We start from the raw sequence: 22,996 nt of genomic DNA on the forward strand, positions 1-22,996 counted from the left end.
TCACCTCGATTTTAATGATAAAAACGTCAAATTTTCGACATTTGAAGCGGGTACTGTACAATAAACACCGAAAAAAGTTATAGTTAATGTGAACATTTACTAAATAAGAATAATTCTAAGCTTATTTGTATGGAAAATACATAAGGCAAATGAAAGGTGGACTTAATTTAATGACTATAAATGATACATTCCTAAAGGCGGCTCGAGGAGAGAAGACTGATTATGTGCCTGTGTGGTATATGAGACAAGCAGGCAGATCACAGCCGGAATATCGCGCAATTAAGGAAAAATACTCTTTGTTCGAGATTACACATCAACCTGAATTATGCGCATATGTAACAAGACTTCCTGTAGAACAGTATAACAATGATGCGGCTATTTTGTACAAGGATATCATGTCACCGCTTCCAAGTCTCGGTGTGAAAGTTGACATAAAACCTGGTGTGGGTCCAGTCATTGATGAACCAATTCGTTCGATGCAAGACGTTGAGAAGCTCGGCGAGATACATCCTGAAGAAGATGTTCCATATATTCTAGATACGATTAAGTTATTAACAAAAGAGCAATTAACTGTACCGTTAATTGGTTTTACCGGTGCACCATTCACATTAGCGAGTTATATGATTGAAGGTGGACCTTCTAAAAATTATTATAAGACAAAAGCGTTTATGTATTCAGAACCAAAAGCATGGTTTGCACTTATGGATAAATTAGGTGAAATGGCAATCACATATGTAAAAGCGCAAATTAAAGCAGGTGCTAGTGCCATTCAAGTTTTTGATTCTTGGGTTGGTGCATTAAATGTAGAAGATTATCGTATTTATATTAAACCCGTCATGGAAAAAATCTTCTCTAGTTTGAAAGATGAAGGGGTACCACTTATTATGTTCGGTGTTGGCGCGAGTCATTTAGCGAATGAATGGAATGACCTTCCAATTGATGTTGTAGGCCTTGACTGGAGGTTGCCAATTAGTGAAGCAAGGTCAAGGGGTATTTCAAAGACAGTGATGGGGAATTTAGAGCCAGCCTTGTTACTTGCTCCGTGGGAAGTAATTGAGAAAAAGGTCTGTGCTATTCTTGATGAAGGCATGAGTCAACCCGGATATATTTTTAACTTAGGACATGGTGTCTTCCCAGAAGTAAATCCTGAGACATTAAAAAAACTCACATCGTTTATCCACAGTTATTCTAAGGAACAATTTGGGAAATAATAAAAGAAAAAGTAATCATTTTTAAAGAGGTGTAAGAATGAATAAAGAAAAAATTGGTTTGTTAGTAATGGCTTATGGAACACCTTATAAAGAAGAAGATATTGAACGTTACTACACACATATTAGACATGGTAGAACTCCATCGGAAGAGATGTTAGAAGATTTAAAGAGTCGCTATAAAGCGATTGGAGGAATATCGCCATTAGCAAAAATAACTGAGAATCAAGCGCTATCACTTCAAGAACATTTAAATCAGATTCAAGATCAATATGAGTTTAAAGCTTATATCGGTTTAAAGCATATAGAACCATTCGTTGAAGATGCAGTTCAACAAATGCATAATGATGGGATTACTAAAGCTGTCAGTCTTGTTCTTGCACCACATTATTCTACTTTTAGCATTAAATCTTATAATGGACGAGCAGAAGATAAAGCTCAGACGCTTGATGGTCCAACTATTTACTCAGTTGATAGTTGGTATAAGGAACCGAAATTTATTCAATTTTGGGCAGATGGTGTGAAGAAGCAAATCGCTAAAATGTCAAGTGAAGAAAGAGATCAATATATATTAATTGTCTCTGCACATAGCTTACCAGAAAAGATTAAAGAATATGGTGATCCATATCCTGATCAACTACAAGAAACAGCTGAGTTAATTGCTAAAGAAGCTGGCGTTCGTGAATTTGCTGTCGGTTGGCAAAGCGAAGGAAATACACCTGACCCATGGTTAGGGCCTGATGTGCAGGATTTAACAAAAGATTTACATGCAAAAAAAGGCTATAAAGCATTTATTTATGCACCAGTCGGTTTTGTCGCTGATCATTTAGAAGTCTTATATGATAATGACTATGAATGTAAGGTGGTTACAGATGAAATAGGAGCTGCCTACTATCGTCCAGAAATGCCAAATAGTCATCCAGCGTTTATTGATTCTTTAGCAACAGTTGTCTTAGACAGAATGAAAAATAAGTAATGAGTTGATTGCAACCGCTTTTTTTATTTTCATAAAGAAGCGGTTTCTTTTTTAAGGATTTTTTGACAATATGAACAGTTTGGTCATAGAGAGGGGAGAATTAAATGGCCGTTGACCGTAAACAATTAATTATTCAAGCTGCCACAAAATCATTTTCTCTTTTTGGCTATAAAGCTACAACAATGGAGCAAGTAGCCAAAATTGCTAATGTAGGAAAAGGGACAATATATACTTTTTTTAAAAATAAAGAAGAATTATTTGATGAAATTATTACGGCACTTATTAGAGAAATGAAAATAGAGGCAGAGCAGGTTTTGTCACCAGATTTATCTTTACAAGAAAATTTACATTTAGCTCTATATCGCATTTTGGAATATAGACTAGAGCATCAATTAACAATTAAGCTGTTCCAAGAGGGAAAAGAAATGGGGACCACTGCAGTTATAGAGATGACGAACAAAATGGAAAGAGAAATCATTTCTTATATAGGAGAAAAGGTAAAAACATTAGGTATTGATAAAGGAGAAATCGAGCCGTGCGACCCTGAATTGACTGCCTTTATTATGTTAAAGTTATACATATCACTCATTTTTGATTGGGAAAGACAGCATGCCCCACTTTCGAAAAGTGAAATCGCTGAGCTTATGGAAAGGTATGTGTTTAAAGGGCTTATAAAATCATGAATGTAGGATGGAATCATCATCAAATCAGCTCGCACATCAAGTGTGGGCTGGTTTTTTTGTTTCTAATAAAGTGATTTTAGATAACAGTTATTTCACTGTGCTTATTTAAAAGGTAAATCTAAGCAGCGCTAAAATATTGTATGAATTAGCTCACTCCAGCAAAACCAATCTTCACTCAGCGGGGTAAGAGAGTCCGGACTTAAATAAGTCATTCTGTTTGAATAACAGAAATGAAGCCGAGCAAATAGAGTTTCCAAGTCAGTCAAAATCGGAAATGGAAATGAGAGCTGAGCTAGGGTGATTTGCGTCTCAATCAGATCAAAAAATAGAAAGAAATGCCAAGCTGAGGTTTTTTGTAACAGTATTTATTCTTTTTACACCTGGATTCAAAAGTCATTCATACTAGAAGGCTTGTTGGAGTAAAACAAAAAGAAGACTTGCTAAGGGGAGCAGGCCTTCTTCTTCCAATGGTTATATATTAAGGGATGGAAACTAGCATTCTATAAATCTGAGACACCTAAACAATGGTCACACTTATTACCGTAACATTCATGTTGCTCTTCGATGGACTTCCCGCATTCAGTACATTGCTTTTGTGGGAGATTCCTAAAGAAATCTAAAATGTTTTGAACCATGGTTGAAGCCTCCTAATCGTTAATTGAATTGTTTTGATATTTATATTGTATTATAACAGATTTATATAGTCAACAGCTGTTTCAATACAAATTAGCAAAAATGAAAAAATGGGCATTATTTAGTATAGTTAGAGATGAATCAAAAGGAGGGAAATGCAATGAAGTTAACGGTTATAGGTGCATGTGGAGGTTATCCAAAAGTGGGAGAAGCAACTGCGGGGTACTTATTAGAGCATGATGATTTTACATTATTAATTGACTGTGGAAGTGCTGTTATATCCAAAATGCAAGAGATTAAACAACCAGAGGAGTTAGACGCAGTCATACTTTCCCACTACCACCCAGATCATCATGCTGATATAGGTGTACTTCAACATGCTCGTTTAATTCAAGGGTACTTAGGAAAAAAAACAAGTATTTTACCGATTTATGGGCATGATGAAAATGAATATGAATTCCAAAAATTAAATTATAAAAATATCTCAGAAGGTGTACCTATTAAAGAGAGCCTACCATTAACAGTTGGTCCCTTTACAATTACTTTTCAACGGACTAACCACCCTGTATTATGCTTTGCGATGCGCATAAAAGTAGATAATAAAGTAATTGTATATACAGGTGATACCTCATATAAAGAAGAGTTAGAAGGGTTTGCTCATGAAGCAGATATACTTCTATGTGAGTGTAATTTTTATGGACATCAAGAAGGTAAAAATGCGGGACATATGAATAGCTATGATGCTGGTCGGTTAGCACAAATAGCTAAAGTGAAGCATCTTCTATTAACCCATTTGCCCCATTATGGTAATATAGAATCGTTAAAGGATGAAGCTTTAACAGAGTACAAAGGACCGATTAGTCTAGCCGCATTTGGCATGACTTTTGAAATTTAAAGGAGTGGTACCATGAAATTTATAGATAATCAAGGAATTACAGATCCTCGCATTAATTTAGCTATTGAAGAATATGCGTTGAAGAATTTAGATATTAATGAATCATATCTATTGTTCTACATAAATAAACCATCTATCATAATTGGTAAAAACCAAAATACGATTGAAGAAATCAATACAGAATACGTTGAAAAAAATGGACTGCATGTGGTGCGCCGTTTATCTGGTGGCGGTGCTGTATACCATGATCTTGGTAATTTAAACTTTAGTTTCATCACAAAGGATGATGGCGAAAGCTTTCATAATTTCTTAAAATTCACTGAACCAGTAATTACTGCTCTAAAAAAGTTAGGTGTAAATGCAGAATTAAGCGGTAGAAATGATTTGACAGTAGATGGGAGAAAGATTTCTGGAAATGCACAGTTCTCTACAAAAGGGAGAATGTTTAGCCATGGAACATTAATGCTCGATTCAGAAATTGAAAATGTTGTCTCTGCACTTAAAGTGAGAAAGGATAAGATTGAATCAAAAGGAATCAAATCTATTCGTAGCCGGGTAGCAAACATCTCTGAATTTTTAACTGAAAAAATTTCTATCGAAGAATTTAGACAGCTAATTTTACATCATATTTTTGAAGGTAGTGAAGTAAGTGAATATCGCCTAACAGAAAAAGACTGGGAAGAAATTCACAAAATCTCAGAACAAAGATATCAAAATTGGGAGTGGAACTATGGCAAGTCACCAAAATTTGATTATGAGCATTCTAAAAGATTCCCAGTGGGTTCTATTGACATTAGACTGAATGTAACAAAAGGACAAATTACTGAATGTAAAATTTACGGTGATTTCTTTGGTGTCGGAGATGTAACCGATATTGAAGAAAAGTTAGAAGGCATCCGCTACGAAAAAAGTGAAATTGAAAAGGCGCTAGCTGGTGTAAATATAAAACATTATTTCGGTAATATCACTATAGAAGACTTTGTAAATTTAGTTTATTAGAGCTGTATCAGTCTGTTTTTACTAAGGCATATAAGTATTTTCACCGTTTAGGATGAAGAACTTTTATGCTTTTTATTTTATTTATAAAGAAAAAAATAGAGTAGATCTCCGTAGACTACTTGAATCCTGAAATTTCTTTTAATATAATAAATTTAGAAAATTTATATTATAAAAATGAATGACTATTCATTCAGAAAAGAGGGAGAAACTTGAATTTAACAAGTCAGCTTCACAAGATTGCCTTAGAAAATGGGGAAAAAAATGCGTATTATTTTATGGATCAAGCATGTACATACGCAAAGCTCGATGAACAAGTAACAAGGTTTGCATCAGGACTTTCGTCATTAGGTATTAAAGAAGGTGATCATATTGCCTTGCTACTTGGTAATTCGCCGCATTTTGTTATTAGTTTATATGGTGCGTTAAAGCTAGGGGCAAAGGTCATACCGATAAACCCTATCTATACGCCTGAAGAAATTGGCTATATTTTAAGAGATGGCGATGTAAAAGCGGTGATTATGCTTGAGCAATTATTACCATTAGCAGAAAAAATGCATCATTTATTAACAGATATTAAGCATTATATTGTCTGCGAAACCGGTCAAACAAGTGGACTTCCAGCTCTGGGAGATAAGTCGGTATTTCCTAAATTGAAATCGTTTTCAGAGCTTGTTTCCAATGGAGATGTAACATTTGTTGATGCAGATGTTACACCCGATGATGTCGCGATTATACTCTATACATCAGGAACAACAGGCAAACCTAAAGGAGCCATGTTAACTCATCGTAACCTGTATAGTAATGCGAGTGATGTCGCGGACTATTTGCAGATTAATGAACGTGACACGGTGATTACAACCTTACCTATGTTTCACGTGTTTTGCTTAACTGTTGCTTTGAATGCACCTCTGATAAGTGGAGCAACAATCTTAATAGACCCTAAATTTAGTCCGAAAGAAATTTTCCGTTTAGCGGAAAAATACAAGCCAACTGTTTTTGCCGGCGTGCCTACAATGTATAATTTTCTTTATCAATATCCTGAAGGCAACCCTGGTGTCTTCCAATCTATGAGATTATGTATTTCTGGAGGTGCTTCACTTCCTGTTGCATTGTTAGAAAATTTTGAGAAGAAATTCAATGTGGTTATTTCTGAAGGCTATGGCTTATCAGAAGCTTCTCCGGTCACATGCTTTAACCCACTAGATCGTCCACGGAAACCGGGGTCGATTGGCACATCTATTATTCATGTTGAAAATAAAGTAGTTAATGAATTAGGAGAAGAGGTCGCTGTAGGTGAAGTAGGGGAGCTTGTTGTGAAAGGCCCTAACGTTATGAAAGGATATTACAAAATGCCTGAAGAAACATCTGCCTGTTTAAAGGAAGATTGGTTATATACAGGTGACTTAGCTAAGAGGGACGAAGAAGGATACTTCTACATTGTTGACCGTAAGAAAGATATGATAATTGTTGGTGGCTATAATGTGTATCCAAGGGAAGTAGAAGAGGTTTTTTATGACCATCCTGACATTGTAGAAGCGGCTGTTTTAGGTGTACCTGATCAGAATACAGGAGAAAAAGTTTTAGCCTATATTGTACCTAAAACTGAAAATTTAACAGAGGCACATTTATTGACTTATTGTAAAGAAAAGTTAGCCAAATACAAAATTCCTTCCTCTATAGAATTTTTAGAAGAATTGCCGAAGAATACAACAGGAAAGATACTGCGACGTGCTCTTAAGAAAAAGGTACTAGAAAATCAGGAAGCATAAGTTAAAAAACATGTTGACAAAAGATTCTAAATATTTTAGAGTAACTATATCAATTAAATAACCACTATCTAGAGAGGTGGAGGGACTGGCCCTACGAAGCCTCGGCAACAGACTTAGCATTGCAAGTACTGTGCCAATTCCAGCAAGCTAGCATTTAGCTTGAAAGATAGGAAGAGAATGAAATATTTATGAGCGTACGTTACCTCTTCCTTTTTGGAAGAGGTTTTTTTATGGCTGATTGGACCACCAAAAGCGATAAACATTCTTAGCACAATTGATAAATACATTATTATGCTTCTTTTGTAGAAGTATTAGTGGAGGTAATGGCAGTATGAGTTATAAAAAACAAATGATATTGAATGCATTTGAAATGACAAGTGCAATGCACAATTCTCATGGGCTATGGAAGCATAAAGATTCCAAACGACATCGTGCCTATAAAGATATTAATTATTGGATGGAATTAGCCAAAACACTCGAGAAGGGAAAATTCGATGCTGTCTTTTTTGCGGATGTATTAGGTGTTTATGATACGTATAAAGAAAGTAAAGAACCTTCAATTAACGATGGATTACAGTTTCCTGTTAATGATGGGGCGTTTGTCATCCCTGCTATGGCAGCAGTGACAGAGCATCTGTCATTTGCATTAACGGTGAGTACAACATATGAGCCACCTTTTGGGCAGGCAAGACGGTTTTCCACATTAGATCATTTGACAAAAGGAAGAGTGGCATGGAATATCGTTACTTCTTATCTTCCTAATGCAGCAAGAAATTTTGGTTTCAAAGATATGATCAAACACGATAAGCGTTATGAAATTGCCGATGAATATATGGATGTCGTTTATAAACTGTGGGAATCAAGCTGGGAAGATGGAGCAGTGATAGAAGATACAGAACAAGGGGTATTAATCGACCGTAAGAAAATCCATGAAATTCACCATAAAGGAGAATATTTTGATGTCGAAGGACCGCATTTAACAGAACCGTCACAACAAAGAACACCTGTTTTATATCAAGCAGGGACTTCTCCTAAAGGACGTGCTTTTGCAGCAAAACATGCAGAATGTGTATTTGTAGGTGGGCCAACACCTGAAAGAGTAAGAAATTATACAGAGGATATTCGAAAACAAGCGGAAGAATATGGCAGGAATCCGGAAGATATTAAAATATTCACTTTCCTAACAGTCATCGTAGGTAAGACAACTGAAGAAGCGGAAGAGAAATTTGCTGAATACAACCAATTATGGAGTGCAGATGCAGCGAAAGCACAGTTTGGGGGCGCAAGCGGTTATAATGTTGCGGAATTTACAAAGGATGAGTTAGATAACCCATTTGAATTTAAAGCTACAGAGCATGGGCATTATAAAGCTGCTTCATTAACGAAAGATGCGAAGAAAAAACTATCGATTAAAGAAGCGATTTCAAAACTAGAAGGATTAGATAGAGACAATATAATTGTCGGCAATCCATCAGAAGTAGCAGACCAAATTCAATATCAGTTTGAAGCCTCTGGTGTCGATGGTTTTAATTTAAATCATTTAGTAACGCCAGCAGATTTGGAAGATTTTATTGAGCTTGTTATTCCGATTCTACAAGAACGTGGTTTATATAAAAAGGAATACAAAAAGGGTACGTTAAGAGAAAAGCTTTTTACTCATGGCTCGCCCCTTTTACCGAGTGGTCATCCAGGAAGTAAATATCGTAAAGGTGAAAAGATAAATAATTAAAATAAGAGGTGAAGGGTATGAGAAAAGTTTGGTTATTATTTTTTGTACTGACTGGTTGCACTGTTTTAAGTGCATGTGGGACATCAGGTTCATCCGGCGAAGAAAAGAAAGAGATGGTCTTAGGGGCGACAGTTCCTTATAGTGATATGCTTGAGCAAGGTGTAGCACCACTACTTGAGGAAAAAGGGTACAAAGTAGAAGTAAAGGAATTTAATGATTATGTTCAACCGAATATTGCTTTAGATAGTGGAGATTTGGATGGTAATTTATTTCAACATAAAGTGTACTTAGAGAATTTTAACACTGAAAAAGGGATGGATCTAGTAGATATTATTTCTGTTCCTACAGCTCCAATTGGTATTTATTCAGAAAAATTCAACTCCCTTGAAGAAGTGAAAGATGGCAGCACGATGGCCATTGCTAATGATCCTACAAACTTAGCGAGAGGATTAACAGTTGCGCGTGATGCTGGTTTAATAGAATTGAAAGATGATATAAACCCAGTCAATGCAACAGTAAATGATGTATTATCTAACCCGAAAAATTTGAAATTCCATGAAGTAGATGCAGCCCAACTGCCAAGGTCTCTTGAATCAGTTGATCTTGCTGCTGTTAATGGTAACTTTGCGGTTGCTGCAGGATTAGATTTAACAACAGCAATTTATCGGGATCAAATTCCTGAGGAAATCCAAAATAGGATTGTTGTTCGTAAAGAAGATAAGGACGCCCAAATGGCAAAGGATATCATTGAAGCCATAGAGTCGGAGGAATTTGCAAAAGTAATTGAAGAAAACTTTAAAGGTTTTCATAAGCCAGAATGGATGGGCGAATGAGTAAATCATCTTAATTTTTAAAAAAAAATTGACAAATATTGATAAATATTATAGAGTAAATGATATAAAATTTAATATGATTTTTCTTATCCAGAGAGGTGGAGGGACTGGCCCTTTGAAGCCTCGGCAACAGGCAATTTATTGCACTGTGCCAATTCCAGCAAGCTGTTGCTTGAAAGATAAGGAGAGATAAAGAACGGAACTTTAACCTCTTCTTGTCAGAAGAGGTTTTTTATTTTGCATGATTTAATCACCAAGGGATGATCTCCTCTATACAAATGCTGTTTTTAAACTGATTAAACCTATTTGTTAAGTTGGAATTAAAGTTGCTGATTGGACCTCCAAAGGCAGTAGTGCAGCTAGATTTACATCAACGGGAAAAATCGGCAATGGTAGTCAACCATTGTCCACCAAAATGTTGCAATATAAAGGAGGACGAAAAAATGAAAAGAGTAGAATCAACAGTTATACCAGGTGCAGATTCTTTTTATTATGAAGGTGGGGACATTGGTATTCTCCTCATTCATGGCTTTGTTGGAACACCGCAGAGCATTGAGGACTTGGGTGCGGAACTTGCAAATAGGGGTTTTACTGTTCATGCCCCAAGGCTCACGGGACATGGAACAAAAAGCAGAGATTTAGAGTTATATGGTTATGATGATTGGTTCAATGATGTTGTTACAGCTTATAAGCAATTAAAGGAGAAGTGCAAACAAGTCTATTGTTTAGGTCAATCTATGGGCGGTGCATTAGCGCTGTTGTTAGCTAAGAAATATGGAGAGCTGGATGGTCTGATCCTAATTAATACTGCACTGACATTACCAGATTACGAGTATTTAAGATATTACGATGAGAAACACTATATTGACGAAGGTAGCCCAGATATCAAAAATCCGACTATACATGAAATTACTTACGATAATATTCCGGTAAAAGCAGTTCACTCTTTACAAAAGGTAATGAGTGACGCAGGAAAAAGTTTATCTCAAATTCATTGCCCAATATTATGCTTTAAGTCTATCCATGATCATGTTGTACCTCCAGAGAATACAGATCGTATTTTTATCGAAATTCAAACAGATCATAAATGGCTTCGAGTCCTTTACAACTCATACCATGTAGCATCCATGGATTATGATCAGACCAAAATTATTCAGGATACAACAGAATTTCTAGATACGATGAATGAAGAAAAAAAGAACACCGAGTGGGGGGGAAAAGAGGTTGGCTAAGTTTTTACAAAAAGCGATAGCAAAGAGAAAACAAACCTTAATCAACCTTATGCTTACTATAGATGAAATAAAGTTCAAGCGACATGAATTAGAACAGTTAACACTTACAGAAATAGAGGAGCTTGTAAAAAGACTAAAATAAGTCCCATAAAGGAGAATTTTATGGAAAAACACATTGATCAAGATAAAATTCATACCATTCTCACAACATTAAAGGAACTCGAATATGGTTGTGTCACCATTACTGTACACGAAGGGGATATTACCCAAATTGACATTACCGAGAAGAAACGATTTGCTCTGAAAAAGAAACAACAAAATAAAAAATGATGGAATGGAGCAAATGAAAAGGAGTGAGTTACATGCAGTCAACAATTAGTAATCAAGCACCCAATGTAGCTAAAAACCTATCAGGCTGCATGTACTTGAATCTACCTGACTTTCACTTTATTAGATGGTGTTGTCAATCTTTTAATATTAATAAAGGAATCTTCCATACGGTTGAACAATCGCTTTATGACAAAGGGTTGCATTCAATAATTGTTAGGAGACTGTTCGTCATCGCGTTTTTGGATTTTGCCTCGAATCAAATTGAAAATCGAAACAATAAAACGAGAATCAAATTTGGAAAAGGTGGTTTAAGTAAAGCACTTGATGAGTTTTTTATAAAATATGATCACTAAAGGAGAATTAAAAATGACCGCGAAAAGAATGTACCTCAATGCTTTTGATATGAACTGCGCTGGGCATCAATCACCAGGACTATGGACACATAAGGATGATCAATCTTCCACTTATAAAGACATATCATATTGGACACATTTGGCTCAAGTACTTGAAAAGGGACGTTTTGATGCCATTTTCCTGGCAGATGTGCTTGGTACATATGATGTTTATCAAAATTCTAGAGAAGCAGCGGTTAAACAAGGGGTACAAGTGCCAGTTAATGATCCTGCTTTCGTTGTTCCTATAATGGCGCAAGTAACAAAACATTTAGGGTTTGGTCTAACGGTTTCAACTAGTTTTGAACATCCATATGTATTTGCAAGGAGGATGTCCACTCTCGATCATTTAACAAAAGGAAGAATAGGTTGGAATATTGTCACATCTTATTTAAATAGTGCCGCACTAAATATAGGACTAGATCAACAAATCAGCCATGATGAACGTTATGAGATAGCTGATGAATATTTAGATGTCACATATAAACTGTGGGAACAAAGCTGGGAAGACGACGCAGTGGTTTTAGACAAGGAAAAAGGGCTCTATACAGATCCAAGTAAAGTTCACGATATTAACCATGAAGGGAAATATTTTAAGGTGCCAGGTGCACATCTATGTGAACCTTCTCCGCAAAGGACACCGGTTATTTTTCAAGCGGGTGCATCTACAAGAGGGAGAAAGTTTGCTGCTAAACATGCAGAGTTGGTCTTTATAAGTGTGCCCACAAAAGAAGCCGGTAAAGTAATAGTCGATAAAATTAGGGAAGCAGTAAGAGCGGAGGGGAGAGACCCCAGTGAAGTAAAGATTCTCTCTCTCGTCACGCCTATTATCGGTGAAACAGAGGAAGATGCTAGAGTTAAGTATGAGGACTATCAAAACCATGCTAGTTATGAAGGATCATTAGCGTTATTTGGGGGGTGGAGTGGTATCGACTTCTCAGAGTATAAAGCAAATCAACCAATCGAGTACGTTAAAAATGACGCCATTCAGTCAATCGTTGAAACATTTACGAATATAGATTCTACAAAGAGTTGGACGGTCGATGACATTGCCAAATTTGTTGGTGTTGGCGGGATGGGTCAAGTGGCTGTTGGTACAGCACACTCTGTTGCTGATCAATTAGAAGGATGGAAAGAAGAGACAGGAGTTGACGGGTTTAACGTTGCATATGCCGTCACTCCAGGTACATTCGAAGAGTTCGTTGAGCATGTCATTCCAATCCTACAAGATAGGGGGCTCGTAAGAAGAGAGTATGAAGAAGGTACTTTAAGAAAGAATTTATTTGGGTATGACCATTTGCCAGAGCATCATTATGGTAAAAAATTTAGTAAGTTGACAGTTACAAAATAGGAGGCATCTGAAGATGACAAATGTTGTAATCATATCGGGAAGCACATCAAACAATTCCCGTTTAAACGGATTAGAGCAAGAAGCGATTGCTTTTTTAAACAAAAAGGGCGTGCCATATGAGCAAATTACAGTAAGGGAGCTACCTGCTGAAGATTTAATTCATGCAAAATTTGATAGCCCAGCAATTATCGCAGCGAATGAAAAAGTAGAAAAATCAGATGCTGTAATTATATTAACACCAGTATTTAAAGCCTCTTATACAGGTGTACTAAAAGCTTATTTGGATTTATTACCTCAAAAAGGCTTCGTTGATAAATCTGTATTACCGCTTGTGATAGGGGGCTCATTCGGACATTTACTTATGATTGATTATGCATTGAAACCAGTTATATCCAGTTTAGGAGCAGAAACAGTCCTTCAGGGTGTATATGTTTTAGATAAAGAGATTGAAAGAACAGAAGAACATTGTTTTATTGTCGAAAATCATGTAAAGGAAAGATTAGATAAAGAATTAAATCGTCTGCATTCTTTATTGTCTATAAAGGAGTTACAACTAAAATAACTGAAAATATATTTTTTGCCGAACAACTCCTGTTTGTTCGGCTCCTTTAATTGTTTGAAAAAACTTTGAGATACAATATTTTTATAAAATTTAGAGTTGTATAATAAATAAGAGAAGATAAATTTTAGCTATTGTTTTGCCACTACTTTTATAGATTGAGGCATAGATTATATTATTATTGAATTTTTTAAAATGGAGGTTGATGATGTGACAATAATGAAATTAAGTGACGGTACAAGTATTTATTTTGAAGATGTAGGTAATGGTGAACCAGTCATTTTTATTCATGGTGTATGGATGAGTGGTCGATTCTTTGAAAAGCAGATAGAATACTTTAAGACTGATTATCGTGTGTTAATACCAGATTTACGAGGACATGGTCAATCAGAAAAAATCCATCATGGCCATACCATTGCACAGTATGCCGAAGATATTAGACAATTTATCACAAATTTAAAACTAGAGAATGTGACCCTTGTTGGCTGGTCGATGGGGGCATTTGTCATATGGGAGTACTTAAAGTTATTTGGTGATAAACATATTAAATCGACAGTAATCGTAGATGAACTTGCCTCCGATTTTAAATGGCCTGATTTCTCAATAGGCGCCTTTGATATGGAGACTTTAACTAGTTTTATGAGAGAAGTGCAAAGAGACCAAAAAGCCTTTTTAAAAGGCTTCATTCCACTAATGTTTAAAAAAGAATTAAGTCTAAGCGAGCTAGATTGGATGCTTGAAGAAACGACAAGATTACCTGCTTCCGTTGCAAGTGCCATTCTGTTTGATCAATCAGTCGTTGATTATCGTAGCTCTCTACCCGATTACGACATTCCCACACTTCTATGCTTTGGTAAGGAAGAAAAGTTGATACCAGTAGCGGCAGGCAAGCATCTTTTAAATGCTTTACCGAATGCAAAGCTGCATATATTTGAGGAAAGTTGTCATTGCCCTTTTCTAGAGGAAACTGATGTTTTTAACAAAATCGTAGATAACTATATTAAAGGTTTATAAAGAAGGTAACTAGCTTTTCTTCATAGGGAAGGCTAGTTTTTCCTATGTAATTTTTTAAGGTGAATGGCTTTGTTTTATATTTGAAAGGGTTTTCATGATTTAGTGGCGAATATTGTTATGAATATTTTTTAAAAAAGAAAAGGAGCTAGAGTATGGAACAAATTCAATTAGATATCAACGATTATATTGCTACAATAAAATTAAATCGTCCTGATGCGTTAAACGCATTTAATTATGAAACGTTAATTGAGTTACAACAGCAAGTAGAAAATGTTCGAGCAAACCCAGAGGTGAGAGTAGTTATTTTAACTGGGACGGGCAATCGTGCATTTAGTGTTGGTGCAGACCTAAAAGAAAGAAGAAATCTTACCGATGAGGAAGTAAGGCGAAACCTATATAAAATGGGGGACGTTTTTAATATGATTGCAGAGTTGCCTCAGCCGACGATTGCAGCTATTAATGGTTTTGCGTTTGGTGGCGGTTTAGAGCTTGCTCTATGTTGTGATTTTAGATTTGCGGCGGATGTTGCTAAGGTAGGCTTAACTGAAACAGGTCTAGCTATTATTCCTGGAGCAGGAGGGACGCAGAGGCTTCCTCGCTTAATTGGTGAAACAAAAGCAATGGAATTAATACTAACAGCGAAGAGGTTATCAGCCATAGAAGCACAGCAATACGGTATCGTAAATGAGGTATGTAATGAAGATATATTGTTAGATACAGTCATACAATTTGCGAGTAAAATGCTTAATAATGGCCCAATCGCACTTAAACAAGCAAAGTTTGCTGTTAAACAAGGAATGAATACTGACTTACATACAGGATTACATATTGAAAGAAAAGCTTATGAAGTGTTACTACCAACAAAAGACAGAGTGGAAGCATTACAAGCCTTCGCAGAGAAAAGAAAGCCGAATTTCCAAGGAAACTAACTGTTTAAAAAACCCTTTAACCACTATTTGTTCATTAGTTGTTAAAGGTTTTTTTGTGGAGATAATAACAGCTGTAAAAAAACTAAATATATTTACTTCAGTACCAGAAGGAGAACCTAGCATACACCATATAAAACAATACCTTCATTTTGTTGTAAAGCGCGCAAAAGGAATTTTGTCGCATCACTCACGGAAATGAGAGCTGGGCAAAATCATGCGTAACGCTTTAGACCCGGAATAGGAAAATAAATCTAAGAAAATAGGAAGAAGTATATGGGAAAGTCACAAATAAGATACTTGCTATCTATAAAAGGTGAGTATGTTTTAGCTTAGTAATCAAGTAGATAGTAATGTGCTTCTTGACAAAGTAGGGTAGTATTCATTCGACCAAAATATAGACCAATATTTGGTGTTGAACGAAAGAAGTGAAAAAAATGTTAAATATTTGCGAAAAAACAATTGACTATGATAATCATTATCAACTACAATTACGTTGTAACGGTCATCATCCTAATTACCTAGTCCATAAAGGGGAAGGAGGCATATTATTTTTTTTGTATAACGTTGAGAATGATAATCAATTAAATTCCTATGGCTTATTGTATAAGGGTGAAGATAAGTTTTTTTATTTCAATATAATTGAGAATGATAATCAATTATATAGAGGAGGGTATATTTTTGTTAGTCAAAAAGTTTTCGGCTCTACTTTTATCAGTAATTGTATTCTTAGTCATTACTCCAGCCCTACATACGTCAGCTGCACTAACTGATGGTACATATTCTGTGTCGTACTCAGTTATTAAACCAGATAGTGGCTCAGCATCCATGGCAGATGGGTATTTTGCTAAGCCAGCAAAAGTAAAAGTAGAAGGTGGCAAAATAACGGTCCAATTAACAACAACGAGCAGCATGATTAAAGATTTCCAAGTTGAATCAAAAAATGTATCTGTGCTATCAACTAGCGGTGAAAATGAAACAGTTCAGTTTACAGTAAATAGTATTTCTCAACCTGTAAATGCAAAAATTCATGTCGTTGCAGATGCCTCTTATGATCACTGGTATTCTATTAGACTATCTTTTGATGAAGCGAATGCAAAGTTAATTGAGGCGGCAACGAATAATCAAGAAACAGCACCTGCTTCATCTGGTGGTGAAGAAGATAATAATACCAGCGGACAGAATCAAGAACAAGAAGTTGTAGCTAATCCAGAGACTGGAGACAATGTTCAACTTTATGTTCTACTAGCTATCGGTGCAGCTTTATTTATTTTATTCACTTATCAAAAACAAATGAAAAGGGGTTAAATATGAAACGCTTATTAAGAGTAACAGTTGCACTATTTGTCCTTGCCTTAGCTGTTTTACAAAATGCCTCACCAATAAAAGTAAATGCTGCGCAAGATTTAGCAAATGGGAAGTATACCATTAATTATCAAATTTTATATAATGGTCAGCCTAATGCAAGCTGGAATAGCTTTTTTGAAAATCCTGCATCATTAATAGCAAAAGATGGAGCATTAAGCATCACGATAAAAATTAATGGTGCCAACCAAGTAATGCAAAAGATACAAACAGAGTCCAATGGTACCTATCAAGATGCCCAAGTTGTAAGTGAAGACCAGGCCTCAAGAGTATATCAATTTCCTATTGATGGACTGAATCAATCAACAAATGTGAAATTATTCATGTCTTACGGAACCCATACCATTCAACTTTCTTTTGATGAAAATTCAATTACTACTGTTGAATTAGATCAACCTGAAGAACCAAATCCAGAAGAGCCAAGCACGGAAGAGCCGGGAACTGAGGAGCCAGGAACGGAAGAGCCAGGCACAGAAGAGCCGGGAACTGAGGAGCCAGGCACAGAAGAGCCGGGAACTGAGGAGCCAGGCACAGAAGAGCCGGGAGCTGAGGAGCCAGGCACAGAAGAACCGGGAACTGAAGAGCCAGGAAATGAAGAGTTAGCAGATGGTCAATATACAATCAAATATCAAGTGTTATATGATGGGCAACCAGCACCTGCAAATTGGGCAGGATTTTTCCAAAGCCCAGCGACGTTAACGATTGCAAAGGGTGTTCCTTATATTTCTTTCAACTTAGGGGCAAGTCATGTAATTACTAATCTTCAATCAGAATTAAATGATGTTTTTGAAGATGTAGAAGTAGTAAGTGAGAACGCTGCAGAACAAACAAAACTAGTTAAATTCCAAATAGCAGATGTGAACCAATTGACTAATTTACGTATGGTTATGTCTTATGGTAGTACTCATGATGTAGCACTTGAGTATGATGTAGACAGCATCCAACCAATTGGAAATGATCCAGGAACTGAAGAACCTGGAGGAGAGAATCCGGGAACTGAAGAACCAGGCACAGAAGAACCAGGTGATAATGAGCCAGCACCAAATGATGATGTGTTAGCAGATGGTGAGTATCCATTACCATTATCTATTCTTGGTGTAGATTCTGATACGGAATCTGCATTTGCGAAATATTTTGCGGATGAAGCTTTATTAACTGTAAATGACGGTGAGTATTCCCTGCAATTTACACAAGTGACGGGGCTTGATACGTTAGGAACAATTGAATTTGATATTGCTGGTGAAAAGGTAGCTTTAGAAGAAATAAGTAGAGACGAAGAAGCTGAAGAACGTGTATTATCAGTTGATATTGAAGCAATCCAAGAAACATATGTAGCTGCTATTGAAGCCATTGGTGCACCACATCTTTATCCTGTTCGATTTGTGTTAGATGTATCGAGCTTGGATGTTGAAATTGACGATGATGGTAATGGTCAAACACCCCCTCCAATCACTCCTGGGGAAGATAAGGGTAGCGGAAGTGGAAATAACAATGATAGTCATTTGCCATTTGACCGTAATGATAATCAAGAACAACCAAAAGATAATCAAAAAAATGTAACCAATGTAAAAACAGGTGATTCATTAAATTATCTTCAAGTAGGCATTTATGCAGCATTACTTCTTTTGTCTGGATTCTATTTATTTAGAAAATACAGATTAAAAGGAATGGGTATGTAAGGAATTTAGTAATAAACTGCTGTTCGCATTTTGAACAGCAGTCCCATTTGGAGGTTTCTTATGAAAAGAATTCAACTAACATTTTGCATCATGCTATTATTTTTCATTGCTGGGTGTGCAGGCGGACAGACTGCAGTTGAAGAGAAGGAAGCGAAAGATGAAGGTCAAACAGAAGAGGAAAAAGTAAGAATTGTTGCAACAACTACTGCTATAGCAGAAGTGATGAACGAACTGGAGCTGGATTTAGTCGGAATACCTACCACTTCATTTCCACTACCTGAACGATATCAAGATGTTGTCGAGGTTGGAAATCCTATGAAGCCTGATATGGAGGTCATTAAAACATTAAATGCTGATAAGGTTTTATCAGTGACTACATTAGAATATGACTTGAAGGACTCGTTTGTAAATGCAGGAATTGAAACAGAATTTCTCAACTTTCAAAGTGTAGAAAGTATGATCACAACAATCAAGGAATTAGGAGGTACATATCATCGTGAAGCTCAAGCAGAAGCTCTATCTCAAAACGTTGAAAGTAAAATTGAAGAGGTACAAGAAAAAACCGCACAATATCAATCTCCAAAAGTACTAATCTTACTCGGGATTCCTGGAAGCTACTTAGTGGCAACAGAAAACTCTTATGTAGGTAATTTAGTGAAGGTTGCTGGTGGTGAGAACGCAATTACTGGCTTTAACGAAGAATATATATCAGCAAATACAGAGTATTTACATGAAGCAGATGCTGATGTCATTTTGCGATTATCACATGGGATGCCCGATGAAGTAGTTGAAATGTTTAATAGTGAGTTCAAAGACAATAATATTTGGCAACATTTTAATGCAGTTAAAAATAATCGCGTATACGATCTGAGGGAACCTTTATTTGCCACAACCGCTAATTTGAATGTAACAAATGCACTTGATGAGCTTGTAGACATACTATACGTAGATTAAAAGGAAGAAGCTTATGAATAAAAAAAATATCTATTTTGTAATCGTGACCATTCTTTTGTTAGTAGTGACGGGCTTTTCTGTTTTAAGTGGAAGTGTATCTGTCACGATCAAAGAATTAATAATGGACCTGTTTTATGGAGGAAATGAGGAAGTAGCTGTCATTCGCGATTTACGCTATCCCCGCATTATCGTTGCAATGTTTGCTGGTGCCGCCCTATCAGTAGCGGGAGTGTTGTTTCAGTCGGTAATGAGGAATCCATTAGCTGATGCAGGCGTCATTGGGATTTCTGCCGGGGCGAGCTTCTTTTCTTTGTTTGGTATGTTGTTTCTTCCGGGCTTATATATAAGTGGGCCGTTATTTGCTTTCATTGGGGGAAGTATCGCTTGTTTTCTCGTTTATTCTATGAGCTGGAAATCAGGATTAAGTCCTTTACGTATTATCTTAACGGGTATTGCTGTTAGCGCAATGTTTACAGGATTAAGAGAAGCACTCTTAATGATCTGCAGTTATTTCAATATCGCCCTCGGTCCATCTAATAGCTCTACGTTAACAATGAAAACATGGGCAGAGGTTGAAATCATTGTCATGTATGGCATTCTTGGTCTCGTGCTAGCATTCTTAGTCAGTCCATGGTGTAATCTATTGGCATTGCAAGATAAAAAGGCTAAGAATTTAGGTATGAATGTCAATGTCTCAAGAATAATGATATCAGCCATCGCTGTACTTTTAGCTGCAGTTGCAACGTCTGTTGCCGGAGTCATTGTATTTGTTGGCTTACTCGTTCCTCATATTGCTAGGCAATTAATCGGTACGGATCATAAACGATTAATCCCATTTTCTGCTATTGCAGGTGCATTATTAATTTTGACGGCTGATACACTAGGTCGTACGCTAATCGCTCCACTAGAGATACCAGCTTCGACGATTATGGCTGTCATCGGTGGGCCGTTCTTAATATTTCTATTAAGAAAGAGTGATAAAGTTTATGGAATTTAAATCCATCCAATTTTCATACGATAAGGAAAAACAAATATTAAAAGACAATACTGGGGTTTTTCCAGCAGGGAAAATCTCTACCATTATAGGGCCTAACGGGTCCGGTAAATCAACGCTATTATCATTATTAGCAAGAGATGAAAAGTTGACAGCTGGATCGATAATGATCGATGGCAAACAAATACACCACTTTAAAGCAAAGGAGTTCGCAAAGTTAGTAGGAACAGTCTACCAGCAAAATGAAGCGCCGATAGATTTAACAGTAGAGAAGCTCATTGCTTTTGGTAGATTACCATATAAGCGAGCCTTTCAAAAGTTGTCCTTAGAGGATGAGGAAGTCATCGATTGGGCAATTTCATTAACCAAGCTTGAAGACAAACGAGAGCGGCAGTTGAATCAATTATCTGGCGGTGAACGGCAAAGAGTTTGGATAGCGATGGCGTTAGCGCAGAAAACAAAAATGCTTTTCCTTGATGAGCCAACAACGTATTTGGATATGTATTATCAGTTGGAATTATTAGAGCTGATTCAATTACTTAACCGAGAATACGGTTTAACGATTGTGATGGTGCTTCATGATATTAATCAGGCAGTACGCTATTCTGATCAGCTTATTGTCATGTGTGATGGTGAAATTGTTGCATCTGGTCTGCCCCAAGAAATCGTCAACGAATCCTTAATTAAAGATATATATGGCGTAGATGTTTGTGTAGAGCATAATATTCGTACGGGACTGTATTTAGTTCCTTTAGGAACATGACAATGAAAATGCTCAAAACATTAGTTAACCTTTTGGCTATTGGTGTTTTCCTCTATGCTGGTTCACAACTTTTTCTCATTTTTTATGACTATTATGAGAACAGGCAAAACATGAATAATGTGCAAGAGATTTATCGGGCAGATGAACATGAGCCAAATACGCAAACAACGGGATTAAGAGCGCAGTTTGAACCATTAAAAGAATTAAATGAAGATATTATAGGCTGGATTACGGTTGACGATACAGCGATTGATTATCCGATATTACAGACACGGGATAATGACTACTATTTAACAAGAAATTACTTGCGAGAAGAAACTAGAGCTGGAAGTATCTTCATGGATTATCGCAATAATATCAGCGATGAGGAGGATCTTAATACGGTCATATATGGACATCGAATGAAGGATGGTACAATGTTCGCTGGTTTGAAGAAGTATTTGGATTCATCTTTCTTTAATAAGCACCCAGTCATCTATTACGATACGCTTTATCAAGGCTATGATTTGGAAGTTTTCTCTGTTTATCAAACGAAGACTGATTTTTATTATATTGATACAGATTTTTCATCTGACAAAGAATATGGCGACTTTATTCATTCGCTAAAGGAAAAGTCTGTACATGAGACAGATGTGCAAATAACAGGAAATGATAGAATTGTCACCCTTTCAACTTGTGATTACTCTTTAGATCGAACAGAAGGAAGGCTAGTTGTCCATGCGAAGTTAGTAGAAAGGGGATAAAAAGTGATGAGAAAATGGTTAGGCGCTTTTTTGCTTGGCACATCCATTAGTTTAGTAGGCTGTGGTGTACAAGATATCGAACATGCGGTCTCCTCTTCAGTAGAATCGTCATATACAATAGAAGATTTTGCTGGTAGGGAAATCGGTTTTGTTGAGGAGCCGACTAAAATAGCCGCATTAAGCAATGGTGATGTCGATATTATTTATTCATTGGGAGAGAAGGTAGTTGGCAGACCGAATGCCGATACTTGGATTAAAGAAGCCGAGGGAGAACAACAAATTGGCTCCACACATGAAGTTAATTTAGAGAGAATAGCATTACTGAAACCTGACGTAATATTAGCCAATCGAACGTTGAATGAAAAAGATGTACCTTCATTGGAATCATTAGGAGCAGAAGTAATTTTAACAGAAGCTAATTCAATTGAAGACATAATGAATCAAATTTCACTTTATGGATCGATGTTAGATAAAGAAGAAGAGGCGAAGAGTGTAAGGTCAGATCTAGAAACGAAGTTAAAAGAGGTAGAACAGCCATCGACTGCAGCTCGCGTTTTACTTGTTTATGGTGCGCCAGGAACATATATGGCCGCTCTACCGAATTCCTTAAGTGGGGATATCCTAACATATGCAGGCGGTGAGAATATTGCTGCAGATTATCAAGCGTTAGAGAGTTTCCCACAATATGCGCAAATCAATACGGAGAGAATTATTGAAGCAAATCCTGACTTTGTCATGTTAATGACCCACGGGAATCCCGAAGAGGTGAGGGATGGGTTTATAAAAGAAATGCAACAAAATGCAGCTTGGAACTCTATTGAAGCTGTGAAAAACGGCAGAATTGAAGTGTTACCTGCTGACCTATTTGGTACAAATCCTGGCACAAGGGTTGTGGAAGCAGTCAGTTTTCTCTCAGAGAAGTTGAAAGTGAAGTGAACCATCATTGAATGTAGTAAAAAATAGGAAAGT

The 22,996-nt window shown here is 36.5% G+C and carries 24 protein-coding genes and 2 riboswitches; of the genes, 23 read left to right on the forward strand and 1 reads right to left on the reverse strand.

Annotated elements, in window-relative coordinates; translation table 11 throughout:
* Positions 1-170: 170 nt before the first annotated feature.
* The 3 genes from hemE to MKX67_RS07790 all read left to right on the forward strand — a co-directional run bounded on the left by hemE (position 171) and on the right by MKX67_RS07790 (position 2,867).
* Positions 171-1,211 carry a uroporphyrinogen decarboxylase gene (gene hemE, locus MKX67_RS07780; RefSeq protein WP_342489097.1) on the forward strand — a complete coding sequence of 347 codons (1,041 nt, stop codon included), beginning with the start codon at positions 171-173 and terminating at the stop codon, positions 1,209-1,211.
* A gap of 37 nt (positions 1,212-1,248) precedes the next feature.
* A complete protein-coding gene (gene hemH / locus MKX67_RS07785; RefSeq protein WP_342489098.1) occupies positions 1,249-2,184 on the forward strand; it encodes a ferrochelatase in 936 nt (311 codons plus the stop codon).
* Between the two features lie 104 nt (positions 2,185-2,288).
* Complete coding sequence (locus MKX67_RS07790) at positions 2,289-2,867, forward strand: TetR/AcrR family transcriptional regulator (protein ID WP_095369899.1); 579 nt, start codon at positions 2,289-2,291, stop codon at positions 2,865-2,867.
* A 500-nt stretch (positions 2,868-3,367) separates the two neighbouring features.
* Here the strand turns inward: MKX67_RS07790 and yhfH are convergent, their stop codons facing one another.
* On the reverse strand, positions 3,368-3,502 hold the full coding sequence (gene yhfH / locus MKX67_RS07795) for a protein YhfH (protein ID WP_095369898.1): 135 nt from the start codon (positions 3,500-3,502) through the stop codon (positions 3,368-3,370).
* Positions 3,503-3,660: 158 nt separating this feature from the next.
* Here yhfH and MKX67_RS07800 point away from each other — a divergent pair, with 158 nt between their 5' ends.
* The 20 genes from MKX67_RS07800 (at position 3,661) to MKX67_RS07895 (ending at position 22,963) form a co-directional block, all read left to right on the forward strand.
* Positions 3,661-4,395: an MBL fold metallo-hydrolase gene (locus MKX67_RS07800; RefSeq protein WP_307318727.1), complete on the forward strand. Its 735-nt coding sequence runs from the start codon at positions 3,661-3,663 to the stop codon at positions 4,393-4,395.
* Between the two features lie 12 nt (positions 4,396-4,407).
* Complete coding sequence (locus MKX67_RS07805; RefSeq protein WP_095369897.1) at positions 4,408-5,394, forward strand: lipoate--protein ligase; 987 nt, start codon at positions 4,408-4,410, stop codon at positions 5,392-5,394.
* Positions 5,395-5,603: 209 nt separating this feature from the next.
* Positions 5,604-7,163, forward strand: coding sequence for a fatty acid--CoA ligase family protein (locus MKX67_RS07810; RefSeq protein ID WP_341103361.1), 1,560 nt, complete (start codon positions 5,604-5,606; stop codon positions 7,161-7,163).
* A 61-nt stretch (positions 7,164-7,224) separates the two neighbouring features.
* Positions 7,225-7,336: riboswitch (SAM riboswitch) on the forward strand.
* A 158-nt stretch (positions 7,337-7,494) separates the two neighbouring features.
* A complete protein-coding gene (locus MKX67_RS07815; protein WP_342489099.1) occupies positions 7,495-8,892 on the forward strand; it encodes an LLM class flavin-dependent oxidoreductase in 1,398 nt (465 codons plus the stop codon).
* 17 nt (positions 8,893-8,909) lie between these two features.
* Positions 8,910-9,725, forward strand: a complete 816-nt coding sequence (locus MKX67_RS07820; RefSeq protein ID WP_342489100.1) for a MetQ/NlpA family ABC transporter substrate-binding protein — start codon at positions 8,910-8,912, stop codon at positions 9,723-9,725.
* Between the two features lie 83 nt (positions 9,726-9,808).
* A riboswitch (SAM riboswitch) is annotated at positions 9,809-9,911 on the forward strand.
* Between the two features lie 257 nt (positions 9,912-10,168).
* Positions 10,169-10,957, forward strand: coding sequence for an alpha/beta fold hydrolase (locus MKX67_RS07825; protein WP_095369893.1), 789 nt, complete (start codon positions 10,169-10,171; stop codon positions 10,955-10,957).
* Positions 10,950-11,099: a hypothetical protein gene (locus tag MKX67_RS07830; RefSeq protein ID WP_157733748.1), complete on the forward strand. Its 150-nt coding sequence runs from the start codon at positions 10,950-10,952 to the stop codon at positions 11,097-11,099. The genes MKX67_RS07825 and MKX67_RS07830 overlap by 8 nt, the downstream gene beginning before the upstream one ends.
* Before the next feature lie 20 nt (positions 11,100-11,119).
* Positions 11,120-11,287, forward strand: a complete 168-nt coding sequence (locus MKX67_RS07835; RefSeq protein WP_095369892.1) for a YezD family protein — start codon at positions 11,120-11,122, stop codon at positions 11,285-11,287.
* 32 nt (positions 11,288-11,319) lie between these two features.
* Complete coding sequence (locus MKX67_RS07840; protein ID WP_095369891.1) at positions 11,320-11,640, forward strand: hypothetical protein; 321 nt, start codon at positions 11,320-11,322, stop codon at positions 11,638-11,640.
* A 13-nt stretch (positions 11,641-11,653) separates the two neighbouring features.
* Positions 11,654-13,030, forward strand: a complete 1,377-nt coding sequence (locus MKX67_RS07845; protein ID WP_307318715.1) for an LLM class flavin-dependent oxidoreductase — start codon at positions 11,654-11,656, stop codon at positions 13,028-13,030.
* A 13-nt stretch (positions 13,031-13,043) separates the two neighbouring features.
* Positions 13,044-13,592 (forward strand): NADPH-dependent FMN reductase, encoded by a 549-nt coding sequence (gene ssuE, locus MKX67_RS07850; protein ID WP_342489101.1) that lies wholly within the window; start codon positions 13,044-13,046, stop codon positions 13,590-13,592.
* A gap of 207 nt (positions 13,593-13,799) precedes the next feature.
* Positions 13,800-14,603: an alpha/beta hydrolase gene (locus MKX67_RS07855; RefSeq protein ID WP_180316986.1), complete on the forward strand. Its 804-nt coding sequence runs from the start codon at positions 13,800-13,802 to the stop codon at positions 14,601-14,603.
* Between the two features lie 152 nt (positions 14,604-14,755).
* Positions 14,756-15,532 (forward strand): enoyl-CoA hydratase-related protein, encoded by a 777-nt coding sequence (locus tag MKX67_RS07860; protein WP_307318708.1) that lies wholly within the window; start codon positions 14,756-14,758, stop codon positions 15,530-15,532.
* A 678-nt stretch (positions 15,533-16,210) separates the two neighbouring features.
* Positions 16,211-16,837 (forward strand): NEAT domain-containing protein, encoded by a 627-nt coding sequence (locus MKX67_RS07865; protein WP_157733747.1) that lies wholly within the window; start codon positions 16,211-16,213, stop codon positions 16,835-16,837.
* Between the two features lie 2 nt (positions 16,838-16,839).
* Positions 16,840-18,573, forward strand: a complete 1,734-nt coding sequence (locus tag MKX67_RS07870; protein ID WP_342489102.1) for an NEAT domain-containing protein — start codon at positions 16,840-16,842, stop codon at positions 18,571-18,573.
* A gap of 60 nt (positions 18,574-18,633) precedes the next feature.
* Positions 18,634-19,527 carry a heme ABC transporter substrate-binding protein IsdE gene (isdE, locus tag MKX67_RS07875; RefSeq protein WP_342489103.1) on the forward strand — a complete coding sequence of 298 codons (894 nt, stop codon included), beginning with the start codon at positions 18,634-18,636 and terminating at the stop codon, positions 19,525-19,527.
* 13 nt (positions 19,528-19,540) lie between these two features.
* Positions 19,541-20,524: an iron ABC transporter permease gene (locus MKX67_RS07880; RefSeq protein WP_342489104.1), complete on the forward strand. Its 984-nt coding sequence runs from the start codon at positions 19,541-19,543 to the stop codon at positions 20,522-20,524.
* Entirely contained in the window at positions 20,514-21,284 is a 771-nt protein-coding gene (locus tag MKX67_RS07885) for an ABC transporter ATP-binding protein (RefSeq protein ID WP_307318695.1), read from the forward strand. The genes MKX67_RS07880 and MKX67_RS07885 overlap by 11 nt, the downstream gene beginning before the upstream one ends.
* Positions 21,285-21,286: 2 nt before the next feature.
* Positions 21,287-22,027 carry a class B sortase gene (gene srtB / locus MKX67_RS07890; protein ID WP_307318692.1) on the forward strand — a complete coding sequence of 247 codons (741 nt, stop codon included), beginning with the start codon at positions 21,287-21,289 and terminating at the stop codon, positions 22,025-22,027.
* A gap of 6 nt (positions 22,028-22,033) precedes the next feature.
* Positions 22,034-22,963: an ABC transporter substrate-binding protein gene (locus MKX67_RS07895; RefSeq protein ID WP_341055059.1), complete on the forward strand. Its 930-nt coding sequence runs from the start codon at positions 22,034-22,036 to the stop codon at positions 22,961-22,963.
* The last annotated feature ends 33 nt before the right edge of the window (positions 22,964-22,996 follow it).

The sequence above is a fragment of the Cytobacillus sp. FSL W7-1323 genome (assembly GCF_038595015.1).
GTDB classification, from domain to species: Bacteria; Bacillota; Bacilli; order Bacillales; family Cytobacillaceae; genus Cytobacillus; species Cytobacillus kochii.